The sequence below is a fragment of the Pseudomonas sp. SMN11 genome, assembly GCF_052041945.1.
Taxonomy (GTDB): domain Bacteria; phylum Pseudomonadota; class Gammaproteobacteria; order Pseudomonadales; family Pseudomonadaceae; genus Aquipseudomonas.
Genome location: NZ_JBKGGW010000026.1, coordinates 39,706 through 53,888, shown reverse-complemented (window position 1 = coordinate 53,888; position 14,183 = coordinate 39,706). Strand labels below are relative to the sequence as shown.

The following is a 14,183-nucleotide window of genomic DNA, read 5'->3' as shown; positions in this document are numbered from 1 at the left end:
CCATGCACCTGCTGCGGACCCAGCCCGGCGGCTTCGTGCCGGACGACAGCATCGCCGACCTCGGCCAGACACCCGCCGACCTGGTGATCCTCTGCAGCGGCGACTCGCACTTGGCGTTGCTCGCCGAAACCGCCGAGCAACTGCCGGACGATTTCCCCAGCCTGCGCCTGGCCAACCCGATGCAGGTGCAGAACCATGCCTCGGTCGACCTGTATGTCGACGAGGTACTGCGCCATGCCAAGGTGATTCTGGTGTCGCTGCATGGCGGCGTCGGTTACTGGCGCTATGGCGTCGAACAGTTGGTCGAGCTGGCAGCACGGGGCGTGCAGCTGATTCTGGTCCCCGGCGATGACCGCCCGGACCCGGAGCTGACCGGCCTCGGAACCGTCACCGGCGAGCCGGCCGAACGCCTCTGGCACTACCTGCGCCAGGGCGGCAAGAGCAACGCCGTCAACCTGTTCAAATGCTTGGCCAACCAGTGGCTGGGGCGCGATTACCGTTGGGACGAACCGCAGCCTTTGCCGCGGACTTCGGTGTATCACCCGCGCAAACCTGGCGCGCTGCTCGAGGACTGGTACAGCCAGTGGAACCCCGAACACCCGGTGGCGCCATTGCTGTTCTATCGTTCACACCTGCAGGCCGCCAACACCGCCTTTATCGACGTGTTCTGCGAGCGCTTGCAGGCGGCGGGCCTCAACCCGTTGCCCATCGCAGTAGCCAGCCTCAAGGAAAGTGCCTGCCTGGAGCAGGTCGAGGCTTGGCTGGACGAAGTGGGCGCGGAGGTGTTGATCAACACCACAGGGTTTGCCCTGTCCAGCCCGGAACGCCCCAACCTGCGCCCGTTCCGCCGTGATGTCCCGGTGTTGCAGGCCATCTGCGCACAGGACAACCAACCCGGTTGGGAGGCCAGCGAGCAGGGCCTCGGTGCCCGCGACCTGGCCATGCACATCGCTTTGCCGGAGCTGGACGGGCGCATCATCACCCGCCCGGTGAGCTTCAAGGACATGGCCTGGCGCAGCGAGCGCAGCCAGTCCGACGTGGTCTGCTACCGCGCACACCCCGAGCGTATGGACTTCGTCGCCGAGCTGGCACGGCGCTGGGTCGAACTGGCGCGCCTGCCCAATGGGCAAAAGCGTGTGGCCCTGGTGCTGGCCAACTACCCGACCCGCGATGGCCGCATTGGCAATGGCGTTGGCCTGGATACTCCAGCTGCCGCCCTGAACATCCTCAAGGCGCTGCAGGCCGAGGGCTATCCGCTTGCGGAGCTGCCAGGCAGCGGCACGCAACTGATTCATCAGTTGCTCGGCGGCGTCACCAATGACCTCGAGCACCTCGACCAGCGCCCCTGCGCCCAGAGCCTGAGCCTTGCGGACTATCAGGCGGCGTTCGAACGCCTGCCCGAGGCCAACCGCCAGGCCGTGCTGGAACGGTGGGGGCCGCCCGAGCAAGACCCGATGTACCGCGCAGGCCGCCTGATGGTGGCTGGTTTGCGCTTTGGCCTGACCTTCGTTGGCATCCAGCCGGCGCGCGGATATCACGTCGATCCCAGCGCGGTGTACCACGACCCGGACCTGGTGCCGCCCCATGGCTACCTGGCCTTTCACTTCTGGCTGCGCCATGCCTTTGCTGCCGATGCCGTCATCCACGTCGGCAAGCATGGCAACCTGGAATGGCTGCCCGGCAAGGGCGTCGGCCTTTCCGCACAATGCTGGCCGGACGCACTGCTCGGCCCGCTGCCGAACATCTACCCGTTCATCGTCAACGACCCAGGCGAAGGCGCCCAGGCCAAGCGCCGGATCCAGGCAGTGATCATCGATCACCTGATGCCGCCGCTGACTCGCGCCGAAACCTACGGGCCCTTGCGCCATCTGGAACAGCTGGCGGACGAGTTCTACGAAGCCCAGTTGCTCGACCCGCGGCGCGCGCGTGAGCTGCAGCGCGACATTCTCGAGCTGGTCAAGGCCAACCATATCGACCGTGAGTTGCAGCTGGAAGGCCAGCTGGACGATGCCGCCGTCTGGCTGCCGCGCCTGGACACCTACCTGTGCGACCTCAAGGAATCGCAGATTCGCGACGGCTTGCATGTATTTGGCCAGTCACCGCAGGCCCGCCTGCGCCTCGATACCTTGCTGGCCTTGCTGCGCGTTGAGCGTGGCGACGGCCGCAGTGGCAATGCCAGTTTGCTGCGGGCGCTGGCCAAGGCATTGGCGCTGGGCTTCGATCCCCTCGATTGCGACCTCGGCGAGGCCTGGTCAGGGCCACAGCCGGCGCTGCTGCAGGCCGTGACAAACGGCGCGTGGCGCACTTGCGGGGATACTCGTGAGCGCCTTGAGCTGCTTGCGTTGCGCATCATCGAGCAGGCACTGGAGGGGCAGGTGCAACTGCCCGAGCAGCCCGATTGGCATCCGGTGCACGAGGTGATAAAAGCCCTGCGCGAGCAAGTCGCACCGGACCTGGATGCCTGCGGTACGGCAGAAATCAATGGGTTGCTTGCTGCGCTGGCCGGGCGTTTCGTGCCGGCAGGACCCAGCGGCGCACCCAGCCGCGGCCGCCTGGACGTATTGCCCACTGGCCGCAACTTCTACACCGTGGATGTGCGCAATCTGCCGACCACCACGGCCTGGCGCCTGGGGTTCGCCTCGGCCAACCTGATCCTCGAACGGCATCTGCAGGACCATGGCGACCATCTGCGCCAGCTGGGCCTGTCGGTGTGGGGTACGGCGACCATGCGCACTGGTGGCGACGACATCGCCCAGGCCATGGCGCTGATGGGCGTGCGCCCGGTGTGGGCCACCGGCAGCCAGCGGGTTGACGACTTCGAGATCCTGCCACTGAGCCTGCTTGATCGCCCACGGGTGGACGTGACGCTGCGTGTTTCGGGCTTCTTCCGCGATGCCTTCGGCAACCTGATCCGACTGTTCGATGCGGCGGTGCAGGCCGTGGCGGCATTGGACGAGCCGGACGACCTCAACCCCCTGGCCGCACGGGTGCGCAACGAGCGCACCAGCCTGCAGGCGCAGGGCGTGGATGCCGAACAGGCGGCGCGCCAGGCGGGTTGGCGGGTGTTCGGGGCCAAACCTGGCGCCTACGGTGCCGGCGTGCAGAACGCCATTGATGGCCGCCTGTGGCACAATCGCGACGACCTCGCCGAGGTGTACCTCAACCATGGTGGCTACGCCTACGGTGCCAGCGATGAAGGCACCCCGGCGCGCGCTCAGTTCGCCCGGCGCCTGGGCCAGGTGCAGGCGGTGTTGCAGAACCAGGACAACCACGAGCACGACCTGCTCGATTCCAACGATTACTATCAGTTCCAGGGCGGTATGCTGGCGGCGTCGGAGACCTTGTCTGGCGGGGCAGTGGCCAGTTACCACGGCGACCACAGCCAGGTCGACCGGCCGCGGATCCGCACCTTGAAGGAAGAGCTCAACCGCGTGATCCGTGCCCGTGCCTTGAACCCGAAATGGATCGACGGGGCGAAACGCCATGGCTACAAGGGCGCGTTCGAGCTGGCCGCGACCGTCGACAATCTGTTCGCCTTCGACGCCACCACGCACCTGATCGACGACCATCACTACCAGTCGCTGGCCGATGCCTACGTGCTCGATCCGGCGACCCGAGACTTCATGCGCGAGCACAACCCCGAGGCCCTGCGCGACCTCACTGAGCGCTTGCTGGAAGCCCAGCAACGCGGGCTTTGGGAAGCCCCCGGTGAATATCGCGAGGCGCTTGAGGAGCAGTTGCTCGACGGCGAGGAACAGGCTTGAAATGAGTGAACCCGTACAATTTCCGCTGGCAGCCGTGGTCGGTGCCGATGACCTCAAGCTGGCCCTGTGCCTGACCGCCATCGACCCGAAGATCGGTGGCGTGCTCATCGAGGGGCCGCGTGGCATGGCAAAGAGCACCCTGGCGCGCGGCCTGGCCGACCTGCTGGGCGAAGGCCCGTTTGTGACCTTGCCGCTGGGGGCGAGTGAAGAGCGCCTGATCGGCACGCTGGACCTGGATGCCGCACTCGGCCAGGGCAAATCGCAGTTTTCCCCCGGCGTGCTCGCCCACGCCGATGGTGGCGTGCTGTATGTCGATGAAGTCAATCTGCTGCCCGACACCTTGGTCGACCTGTTGCTGGATGTGGCCGCCAGTGGCACCAACCGCATCGAGCGTGACGGCATTTCCCATCGGCACAGTGCCCGTTTCGTCCTGATCGGCACCATGAACCCCGAGGAAGGCGAGTTGCGCCCGCAACTGCTCGACCGCTTCGGCCTGAATGTGGCGCTCGATGGCCTGCCAGCCCCAGAGGCGCGCCAGCAGATCATTCGCCGGCGGCTGGCCTTCGACAGCGACCCGCAGGCATTCTGCGAGCAGTGGGCCAGTGCCCAGGCGCAACTGCGCGAGCGCTGCCAGGCGGCGCGCCAGGGGCTGGCGGCAATTGCCCTGGACGATCAGGCCCTGGCATGGATCACCGAGCGTTGTTTCGCCGCTGGCGTCGATGGTCTGCGTGCCGACCTGGTCTGGCTGCGCGCGGCTCGGGCCCATTGTGCCTGGCGCGGTGGCCAGGTGATCGAGGAGGAGGATGTCGATGCCGTGGCCGAATTCGCCTTGCGACATCGCCGGCGCGCGGCGCCCGATGCGCCAGCCGCTGCGCCACCGGGTGCCGCGGCTGGCCGCGACCGGCAGGGCGAGGGCGGGCAGAGCGATTGGGGCGAGCTGCCCGCGCAGCCTGTCAGCAGCGGTGCGCGGCGAGAGGTGCCGAACTGGGCAAAAAAGCCCTGAGCATCCGCCAGCCAGGTTTGAGGAGGGCGGATGCCGTGCCTCGTGCCGGAAAACTGGCGGGTGCCAGCCGTGGCCGCGCCCGTGCGGCATCCTCTGGCCGGGTGGCCTGGCTGCCGACCTTGCTCAAGGGGCGCCCGAAGCTGCGCCAGGACCTTTGCTGGCAGCAGCGCCAAGCCCAAGCCAATGAACTGTGGCTGGTGATCGTCGACGCCTCGGCTTCGACGAGGCGTCATCAGGCCCTGGCGCAGTGCAAAGGCCTGCTGGCCGAATTGTTCGACCAAGCCTATCGGCAACGCGGCCGTCTTGCCCTTCTCACGGCCAGCGGCGGTGCACCGCAATGGCAGCGCCATGGCCTCAAGGCGTCGGCAAGCCTGCAGCCTTGGTTGCAGGCCCTGGGGGCTGGCGGTGGCACGCCTTTGATCGCGGCACTGGAGCAAGCCCGGCGTTGGCTGCAGGCCCGGCAGAAAGCTCATCCCCATGAGTTGCAGCGCTGCCTGGTGTTCACCGATGGTCGCCTGCAGCGCTGGCAGGCCGTGCATCCCATGCCTTGCGCCACCGTGGTGGTGGACATGGAATTGGCGCCAGTTCGCCTGGGCCGGGCACAACAGTTGGCCACGGAACTACAGGCCGACTATCAGCATCTTGAGCAATTCAAGGTAATGGAGTGAGTTAGGCGAAAGGGATAGGCGCGACACTATGTCGCAATAAGGAAGTTGCCTGGCAGGGGAATGAAAAGTTGTTCAAGTGCGTGCCGGGCACGCACTTGCAGAGACGCAGCGATATTACTTCGGCATCGACCAAGGCTGCAGGTCATAACCTTTCTGGCACAGTTCGGCACGTACTTCCTCGATCAGGCTGGCCCATTGTGCAGGGTCCGAATAGATACGCGACGAAACTTGTTTGCTGCCGATACGGGTGCTGGTCCGGTCAATCACCGCCAGGCTCAGCTCGCCGGTGCCGTTGGGTGCATCCCAGGCAACGCACTGGAAGGGTTCGAAGGCGTGGTCGGCAATCAGCAGTGCCTCGTTGACACGCAGCGGTGCATTCATGGTTCGGTCTCTCTATGGTCCCAAACATCGAAATTAGGTCCGCGTAACTGCTACGTCGCTTCAGGTGTTATCGCGATCCGCAGCGCGGGGTTACTCGTACTGATGCTCCAAGTTAGGGGTGGAGTCACACAGCGCGTGTAAATTTTTTGCGAGTTACAAATTTTCTGTTTCCCGGCGCCGCTGTGACGCCAATAAATATGAAAAATTCCCGAACGGCTCTGGCCGTGCAGAATCCGGCAGACAGACGGTCGTGGGCAGTGTCAAGTTCGTTGCTACTGTTAATTCGGCGCCGCAACTTACTGTTTTCACATAAAAAACCAACAATTGGCGCCAAGGAACGGTCATGCACGAGACTGCCGCTCTGCGTCGCTTACTCATCGTCGACCCCTGCGACGATTGTCACCGTCTGTTACCAGGCCTGGAGAGTGCCGGCTGGGACGTTCACAGCTGTAGCCTCGACTTGGCGTTGGAGCATCGTTGCGATATTGGCCTGTTGCGCCTGCAGGCGTCGCACCTGCGCCATCCTGATGCGGTCAAGGACATGATCAAGCGCAGCAATACCGAGTGGATCGCCGTGCTCAACGCCGAGCAGTTGCGCATGCAGAATGTCGGTGATTTTGTCTGCGAGTGGTTCTTCGACTTCCACACCTTGCCGTTCGACTTTTCCCGCGTATTGGTAACGCTGGGGCGGGCGTTCGGCATGGCTCGCCTGCGTGGCAAGGGTGCGGTGAGGGTGGATGGGCTGGAGCATGAACTGCTCGGTGACAGCCGGCCGATCCTGGAATTGCGCAAGTTGCTCGGCAAGCTGGCCCCTACCGAGTCACCCGTGCTGATCCGCGGCGAGAGCGGCACTGGCAAGGAACTGGTGGCGCGCACGTTGCACCGGCAATCACAGCGCAGCGAGATGCCGTTCATCGCCATTAATTGCGGGGCCATCCCTGAGAACCTGATCCAGTCCGAGTTGTTCGGGCATGAGAAAGGCGCCTTCACCGGTGCCCACCAGCGCAAGGTGGGGCGGATCGAGGCGGCCCATGGCGGCACCTTGTTCCTTGACGAAATTGGCGACCTGCCCCTGGAGTTGCAGGCCAACTTGCTGCGCTTTCTGCAGGAAAAGCACATTGAGCGGGTTGGCGGAAGCCAGCCGATACCGGTGGACGTACGGGTATTGGCGGCTACCCATGTGGACCTGGAGAAAGCCATCGAGCATGGGCGGTTTCGCGAAGACTTGTACTACCGGCTCAACGTGCTGCAGGTGGTGACGGCACCGCTGCGCGACCGCCACGGCGACCTGTCGATGCTGGCCAATCACTTTTCGCACTTCTACAGCCTGGAAACAGGCCGCAGGCCGCGGTCGTTCAGCGATCACGCGCTGGCGGCGATGGGGCGCCACAACTGGCCGGGCAATGTACGCGAGTTGGCCAACCGGGTCAGGCGCGGGCTGGTGCTGGCCGAAGGGCGTCAGATCGAGGCCCAGGACCTTGGCCTGCAGGGGCTGGAGCAGGAAGAGCAGCCCCTGGGCACTCTGGAAGACTACAAGCACCGGGCTGAGCGCCAGGCGCTGTGCGATGTGCTGGACCGGCACAGCAACAACATGAGCATCGCCGCGAAGGCGCTTGGGGTCTCACGGCCGACGTTCTACCGGCTGCTGCACAAGCACCAGATCCGCTGATCAGCTGGACTGGGCGATATGCCCGTCAGACAAGTCTTCCAGCGGCTCTTCTTCGCCCGGTAGCGCGGTGATCACGCTGAAGTCGCTGACCTCAACCTCGCCGCCGCCATAACCGAGCAAGTGGAAGGAAAACGCCTTGCGCATAGTCGGGTTATCGAAGCCGAATTCCATTTCCAGCGGTTTGTCGGCCGTCACCTGAATCTCCTCGGGCAAGCCCAGCGGTACATCCTGCTCCAGTTCCTTGGCCTTGAGCTGGATATAGGCCGCGTGCTGCGGGTCCAGCGCACGAACCTTGACCCGCACCCGGGTGTGCGAGCCCTCGGGCATTTCCAGGTACTGCGCGCCGATCAGGTTGTCGGCCCAGTCGTCGCGAATGCGTGCCTGCAACTGGATGGCGGACGGCCCGCCGAACTGGTAGCGCAGGTTGAGCGGCGTCTGCAGCAGGGACTGGTCGAGCACCCCGGCCAGCGCACCGATCTGTGCGCCGAGGGTACCGTCGCCGGGGCCGAGATAGCGGGCCTTGTCGGCGATGAAACCTGGGCTTTCGTAGCGGCGGCAGCGCTGCTGGAAGTCGCACTCGGTGAAGACGCCCTTGCCGTCGTGGTAGCGCAGCATGCCGTTGGTGTAGGAAATCATCTCCCGGCCGCTGTCGTAATCACGGTACAGCGAGCGCCCGCCGAGTGCGACCGGGATCGGCAGGGCAAAGTAGTCAAGCAGCGACGTGGCCAGGTCGATGTGGCCGTAGGTCCCGTTCTTGACGCTCGGCAGTTCTGCCTGCTCGGGTGCCAGGGTCAGGTTGAAGCCCCAGGACGACGCCAGGCGCACGCCATCGATACCATGGGATTCGTCCGAGGTGATCACCACCAGAGTGTCCTTGAGCACGCCCTGGCGGTCGAGGTTGTCGAGGAAGGCGCCGATTGCATCATCGAGGTAGGCGACCGCCGCTTGCTTGGCGGTGTCGTAGCGCTGCAGGTATTCCTCGGGGGCGGAGTAGGGCTGGTGGGTGCCCACGGTCAGCAGGGTGAGCATCCACGGGCGGTCCTGCTGGCGCAGCTGGCCGACATAATCCAGGGCGCCTTCGAAGAACGCTCGATCATCCTTGCCCCACGGGAACTCCAGGTAGTTGTTGTTGCTGAACCACTCCAGCCCGTGCACCGAGTCGAAGCCGATATGCGGCATGATCCGGTCCTTGGCCATGAAGCGCAGGCCGGCGCCTTGCAGGTAATGCGTGGTGAACCCGGCCTGGCGCAGCTGTGCCGGCAGGCAGGCCTGGTTGCGCTGTTGCTGGGTGAGCAGTTCGACACCCTTCGGCGTGCCGTTGGCCAGCTTGTCGTAGTCGCCGCACAGCATCGCATACAGGCCGCGGATGGTCTGGTGGGTATGAAGTACATAGTCTGGGGTGTTCATGCCCCGTTCTGCCCAGTGGCTGAGCTTGGGCATCAGGTCTTCGTCGAAACGGCTTTGCAGGGCCTGGCGGTTGGGGCGCACGTAGGCACCCGGGATGCCTTCCAGGGTGATCACCAGCAGGTTGCGGGCGCGGCCTGGCGCTGCCAGCAGCGTTTGCCCGCTCAGGTCATGCTGGGTCAGGCCGGCACTTGGCAGCGGCGTGATGGTGGGCGTGTGGCCGGCCCAGTGCTGGAGCTGACGCTGCAGGTCACCGGTGGCGGCAGTCAGCAACTGATGGGGGAGATTGTACTGGCGCCACTGGTCAGCATCGCTGGGTGCCAGGTGCTGGCTACCCCAGTGGGCCGCGAACAGCAGCGCCGGGATGGCCCAGGCCTTGCGAGTGAATTTGTCGGCAGGCTGGCTGCGGCTGCGCAAGGCGCTCCCCAGCCAGAGCAGCAGGCCGCCACCGAGCATTATGGGCAGCCAGGCATGGGCCAGGCTGCCACCGGTGGAGTTTTCCATGAACTGCGGGTCGAACAGATAGGTCAGGTCGGCACTTGTCGGCAGCCTGCCAACGGCGCTGACCAGTTCGGCCGAAGCCACCCAAAGCGCGGCCCAGGCCAGCAGAACCGGCAACGCAAGCCACCACGGGCGGCGTTGTAACAGCAGCAACAGCAGGCTGCCCAGCGCCAGATCCGACAGGTAGCCATACAGGCTCGACCAGCCCAGCAGGGCACGCATGACCAGGGGGATCACCAGCACCAGGGTGGCCAGGATGAGAAGCCGGGTATGTGCTGGGCCTTGCAGGTTTTTCACGAAAACTTTCCTTTTTGACATGAAATCGTCACACATTTGTGCGCGATGATAACAGGCCGATCCCAGGAAAGCCGTTGGCTACAATGTTGGTAACCAATTGGGGGCGCGAGGCGCCCCCGGCGGTCAGAAGTAGTACGGGAATTTCAGGCTGAAGGAAAAGTCCGGTGCATCTTCTGTCAGGCCAATCGACAAGTTCGGCACGATTGTCAGGTTGTTGGTGGCGGCAAAGGTCAGGCCGACGTTGAAGTTGGCTGCGTTGTAGTCGCTGTTGGTGACCGACTGCCAGTCGCCGCCGTCGGGCTTGATCTTGCTCTTGCGTGAGAATTGATCGGTGACCGAGAACGACATGCTCATCTTCTCGTTCAAGGCGAAGGCGATACCGCCGCCGATCTGCCAGGAATCACCCAGTTTTACGTCTCCAGGCACCTTGGTGTTGACCTGCGGGCTGATGTCGCTGAACGAGTCCTGCATGTTGTAGGTGTATTGCAGGCTGGCGAACAGCACCGCCGGGTCGAACGTCTTGACCAAAGAGAGCCCTGGCGAGATCGACCAGACACCGTTGCCGGTAGGCAGGTCTTCCGGTACGGCCAGGTTGTCGTTGCCAGGGCTCTGGATCAGCTTGATGCCATACGGGTCCTTGCCAGTCGGCGCTTTTACCCGCAGTGTGGCAACGGCGTCCGGCCAGGTTTCGTCTTCATCGAGGAATTTGTAGGCGATACCGACGTTGACGTCGCCGATGGCAGGGTCGCGAGTCACTGACTCGTCGTTGGTGGTCCCTGCAGCACCGCCTGCACCGCCAGAGGAGTAGGTGGACTGGCGGTAGACGATGGGAACGTTTATATCGAATTGCCAGCGCTGATCCACGTTGTAGCGGGCGGTGAGGTCGAGGGTCCAGTTGTCGGCCTTGATGCGGTCGATGTTGATGTTACCCAGGAAGATCGAGTCCAGGGCCAGGAACCCGTTGAGGGTCAGCGCCCTTGTATCGTAATGGGTGTAGGTCACCCCGGTTTCCACGCTGAACTTGCCGCCACCGAAGAAGCCGCTCGCTTCGTCATACAGGTTGGAAACACTTTGCGCCGGCTCCGAGTTGTCCTGCAGCGACTGCCCATAGGAGCTGCCGCTGCTACCCGGTGTGCCGGTAGCTACGGTCTGCCCACCTTTTACCCCCTCTGCAGGGGACTTGGTCAGGCGCTTCGGTGCAGGCTGAGCGGGGGCCTCCTCGACTTGCTTGAGCCGCTGTTCCAGTACCATCAGTGCGTTCTGTTGGGCCTCGTAGCGCTGTTTCAGCGCAATCAGTTCCTGTTTTAGTGCTTCGACCTGAGGGTCGGTTGCCGCTTGCAGCAGAGTGGCCGGGGCCAATGTTGAAATATAAACGATAGCTCTGAACGTCGACAAACGGTGCATGGATTAGCCGTCCCTTCTGACTACATACGATGAGACTTGAGCGTAGATCAGTATCCGAGATTGCGAAGGCCTTTGAGCTGATCAAGATTAGCCCCTACAGACCCGGCTACCGGTGCGTTTTCACGCAGTACCACATTGAGCGAGGTCAAGTTGCTGACCCGGTTGCTGGAGCCCAGTAGCGTGGTGTTCTGCATGAGGCCGCCCTGACCCAGGCGTTGCAGGCTGCTGCCCTGGTTGCCATTGGCGACGATGTTCATCTGAACGCCGCCGCTGCCTGCCGACACGCTCATCGAGCCTGCGCCGTTGGCCACCACCAGCGTGGAGCCCGCCGCCAGGGCCTGACCCTGCGGTGGGTCGGCTGGCGCTTCATTGCCCTTGCTGACGTTGATGTCGACATTGTTGTGGGCCATGTTGAAATCGCCGGCCGCGCGAACTACCTGGGTCACGCCCTCGGTGGAGTTGAGGCCGCTGCCGCCGGTGACGGTACCGGTACCGGCGCTGCTGCTTTGTCCGCGGCCAGTACCTTTTTCATCGATCATCGATACATAGAACTGTGGCTTGATGGTCGATTGCTGAATTTGCATCGTTGACGTCGCGCCGATCACTTCGCCGTTGGCGTTCTGCCAGGTGCTGCTCATGACCACGCCGAAGCTGACAATTCGCCCAGGCATCACATAGCGCCCGCGCAGGCTGGCCAGCTCCTGATCCTTCAGCTCGATCGGTTTGAACGTTTCTGCCTGGCTCGGCAGGCTGGCGGCCAGGCACATGACGGCCAGCCACAGGGAAGTCTTCATGGAATGCTCCCGGAACGTCTTGCCCTACTTCATTGCAAGTAGGTCGTTAGAAGAAGTCGCTTTGAATGAAACCGAAGTCCATCAGCTCCGCATCCTGCACCGGCGTGAAATTGCTGACGCGGTTCTTGGCGCTCAGCGGCAGCGGCGGGTCGAGGAGAATGTTGCTCTTGTCATAGCCCTGACCGATGACGGCGAAGATGATGCCGTTCCAGCCCTTGACGAAGTCATCGAGTTTGAAGCGTTTATGGCCCAGCACCGGGTCACCGATGTACACCCAGCCTCTGTCGACTTTCTGCATCACCACGAAGTGCTTGTAGCCGCGGATATCCATCAACACCACCACTGGGATGCGGATGCTGTGCAGGGTGTCTGGGGCCACCTTGTAGCCACGTGCGCGCATGCCCAGGCTTTCGACATATTTCTTCATGTCGAGCATGGAGAACCCCTGGGTGCGCACCAGATCCTGGTCGGCATGGGCCAGCATGCCCTCGATGACCTGGTGTTCATCCACATCCAGCCAGTAGGCCTGGCGCAGGATGGTCGCCAGCGAGGCTGCACCGCAGCTGAAATCGGTCTTCTGTTGAACCAGGTCGGCAAACTTGCGTTCGCGAATGCTCTGGATCGGCTTGTAGATCACCGCACCACCCGGCAGCACGGACAACGGCATCTGGGACGCTTCGCCGACCGTGGCGATGCACAGCAGAAATGCCAAGGCGATAATGCGCATGTTCGACGCCCCCTGCCTTCTTCTTGTTAGAAAGAGGCTCCCCGCAGGGAGCCTCCACAGCGCAGCTGTTACATCGAGGTGTTGGAGATGGCCAGCGAGTTGCTCTGCTGGTTGCCTACACCCGCCGCCACGTTCACGCCCAGGTTGCCGCTGCCACCGTTCACCGAACCACTCAGGGTGGCGGTGTTGGTCACAGGGTTGGCCCAGCCGGTCGGGGTCAGCACTTGGAACGACACGGTGTTGCTCAGCGCGTACTCGCTAGACTCGCTGAAGCTCTTCGAGATGCTGTCCGAAGACTGCGAAGCTTTCTCGCCGGCTTTGTCGTAAGCCGACGCACTGGCTTTTTCCCAGTCAGACGCATTGGCTTTCTCGTAGGACGTATCGCGAGCCTTGTCGTAGGACGAGTCACGGGAACGGTCATACGAAGAATCACGAGCCCTGTCGAAGGATGAGCTCAGCGACTTGTCGAAGGACGAGTTGCTGGCCGACTCATGCGACTTGTCGATCGATGCATCAAGGGAAGCACCCAAGGTTGCGTCGAAGTCCGAGCTGCGCGAACGGGTGAAGTTGCCGAAGGTTTGCGACGACGATGCACTGCCATTGACGTTGGCATCGAGCGAGGCGCTAACCGTGGTGTTGGACGACGAGCTGTGGTCGCGGCTGGAAGAGCCGTTTGCAGCCCAGTTGTTGGAACCGCTGGCGGTCGAGCTGTTGCTGCCGCTGGCGCTGCTGCTGTTGGAGCCGCTGGCGGTCATGCTGGTCGAGCCGCTGGAGCTGCTGCTCTTCGACCCGCTGGCGCTGGCGCTCTGGCTACCCGACGCGCTGTAGCTCGAGCTGGAGCTCTTGTCGACACTGGCATCGAATGCACCGCTACGAGAGGACGAACCACTCGAGGAGGTGGTGAAGGTCAGCGTATCGACGGTGTAGGTGCGGTCGGCAGAGTTGTTCACTTCCAGACCAGGGCCATTCTGGTTGGCCGAAGCAGTGGCGGTAGCGTTACCGATGGCTGCAGCGTTGTTGGCGATGGCCATGCTGTTTTTCTGCTGGTTGAGATCGCCGCCAGCGATGTTGATGCCAAGGTTGCCGCTGCTACCTTCGGCCGAGCCGCTCATGACGGCGGAGCTTTGGGTCGACCAGTTGTTGACCTTGTTGTTGTTGCTGCGCTGGGTGATTTCGGCGGTCGCATTCGAGGTGCCGAAGACGAAGCTATTGTCGATGGCTGCGTTGTCGGACGAGGTGTTGGCGATTGCCGATGCGTTGGCTTGCTGGTTGCCGTTACCGGCCGCCACGTTGACACCCACGTTGCCGCTGGCACCCGCGCCCGAGCTGCTCATCTCGGCTTCGTTGATGGTGCCTTGGTTGCGGATGGTATTGCCGGTGCTTCTCTGGCCGTCATTTGCGTTGGCGGTGGCATCGGTCATCACCGCACGTGCTGGTGGTGTGTGGTTATTGTTGTTGTGGCCGTGGCCACGACGATCGTTCTGATCCGCTTGTGCAGCAACAGCCATGACCGCAGCAATTGCGAAAACCAGAGGTTTGATTGCCATCGAGGGTTTCATGGTGTTTCTCCG

The 14,183-nt window shown here is 63.3% G+C and carries 10 protein-coding genes; 4 read left to right on the top strand and 6 right to left on the bottom strand.

What is annotated here, in order from left to right:
• Positions 1-2 precede the first annotated feature (2 nt).
• The 3 genes from cobN (at position 3) to ACLEJU_RS19955 (ending at position 5,435) form a co-directional block, all read left to right on the top strand.
• Positions 3-3,764 carry a cobaltochelatase subunit CobN gene (gene cobN, locus ACLEJU_RS19965; RefSeq protein ID WP_435423700.1) on the top strand — a complete coding sequence of 1,254 codons (3,762 nt, stop codon included), beginning with the start codon at positions 3-5 and terminating at the stop codon, positions 3,762-3,764.
• Position 3,765: 1 nt separating this feature from the next.
• Positions 3,766-4,767 carry an ATP-binding protein gene (locus tag ACLEJU_RS19960; protein WP_435423699.1) on the top strand — a complete coding sequence of 334 codons (1,002 nt, stop codon included), beginning with the start codon at positions 3,766-3,768 and terminating at the stop codon, positions 4,765-4,767.
• A gap of 101 nt (positions 4,768-4,868) precedes the next feature.
• The gene (locus ACLEJU_RS19955) at positions 4,869-5,435 is read left to right on the top strand and encodes a vWA domain-containing protein (protein WP_435423716.1); all 567 of its coding nucleotides are present in this window, start codon (positions 4,869-4,871) and stop codon (positions 5,433-5,435) included.
• 114 nt (positions 5,436-5,549) lie between these two features.
• Here the strand turns inward: ACLEJU_RS19955 and ACLEJU_RS19950 are convergent, their stop codons facing one another.
• Positions 5,550-5,816, bottom strand: coding sequence for a hypothetical protein (locus ACLEJU_RS19950; protein ID WP_027919312.1), 267 nt, complete (start codon positions 5,814-5,816; stop codon positions 5,550-5,552).
• Positions 5,817-6,159: 343 nt separating this feature from the next.
• Between ACLEJU_RS19950 and ACLEJU_RS19945 the strand changes: the two genes are divergently transcribed.
• Complete coding sequence (locus tag ACLEJU_RS19945) at positions 6,160-7,485, top strand: sigma 54-interacting transcriptional regulator (RefSeq protein WP_435423698.1); 1,326 nt, start codon at positions 6,160-6,162, stop codon at positions 7,483-7,485.
• Here ACLEJU_RS19945 and ACLEJU_RS19940 read toward each other — a convergent pair whose 3' ends face one another.
• From ACLEJU_RS19940 to ACLEJU_RS19920, 5 genes are all read right to left on the bottom strand, one after another.
• Positions 7,486-9,708: an LTA synthase family protein gene (locus ACLEJU_RS19940; protein WP_435423697.1), complete on the bottom strand. Its 2,223-nt coding sequence runs from the start codon at positions 9,706-9,708 to the stop codon at positions 7,486-7,488.
• Positions 9,709-9,810: 102 nt separating this feature from the next.
• Entirely contained in the window at positions 9,811-11,091 is a 1,281-nt protein-coding gene (locus ACLEJU_RS19935) for a hypothetical protein (RefSeq protein WP_435423696.1), read from the bottom strand.
• A 47-nt stretch (positions 11,092-11,138) separates the two neighbouring features.
• Positions 11,139-11,885, bottom strand: coding sequence for a hypothetical protein (locus ACLEJU_RS19930; protein ID WP_435423695.1), 747 nt, complete (start codon positions 11,883-11,885; stop codon positions 11,139-11,141).
• Positions 11,886-11,931: 46 nt separating this feature from the next.
• Positions 11,932-12,612: a C39 family peptidase gene (locus tag ACLEJU_RS19925; RefSeq protein WP_435423694.1), complete on the bottom strand. Its 681-nt coding sequence runs from the start codon at positions 12,610-12,612 to the stop codon at positions 11,932-11,934.
• A 68-nt stretch (positions 12,613-12,680) separates the two neighbouring features.
• Positions 12,681-14,171, bottom strand: coding sequence for a heme utilization protein (locus tag ACLEJU_RS19920; protein WP_435423693.1), 1,491 nt, complete (start codon positions 14,169-14,171; stop codon positions 12,681-12,683).
• Between the last annotated feature and the right edge of the window lie 12 nt (positions 14,172-14,183).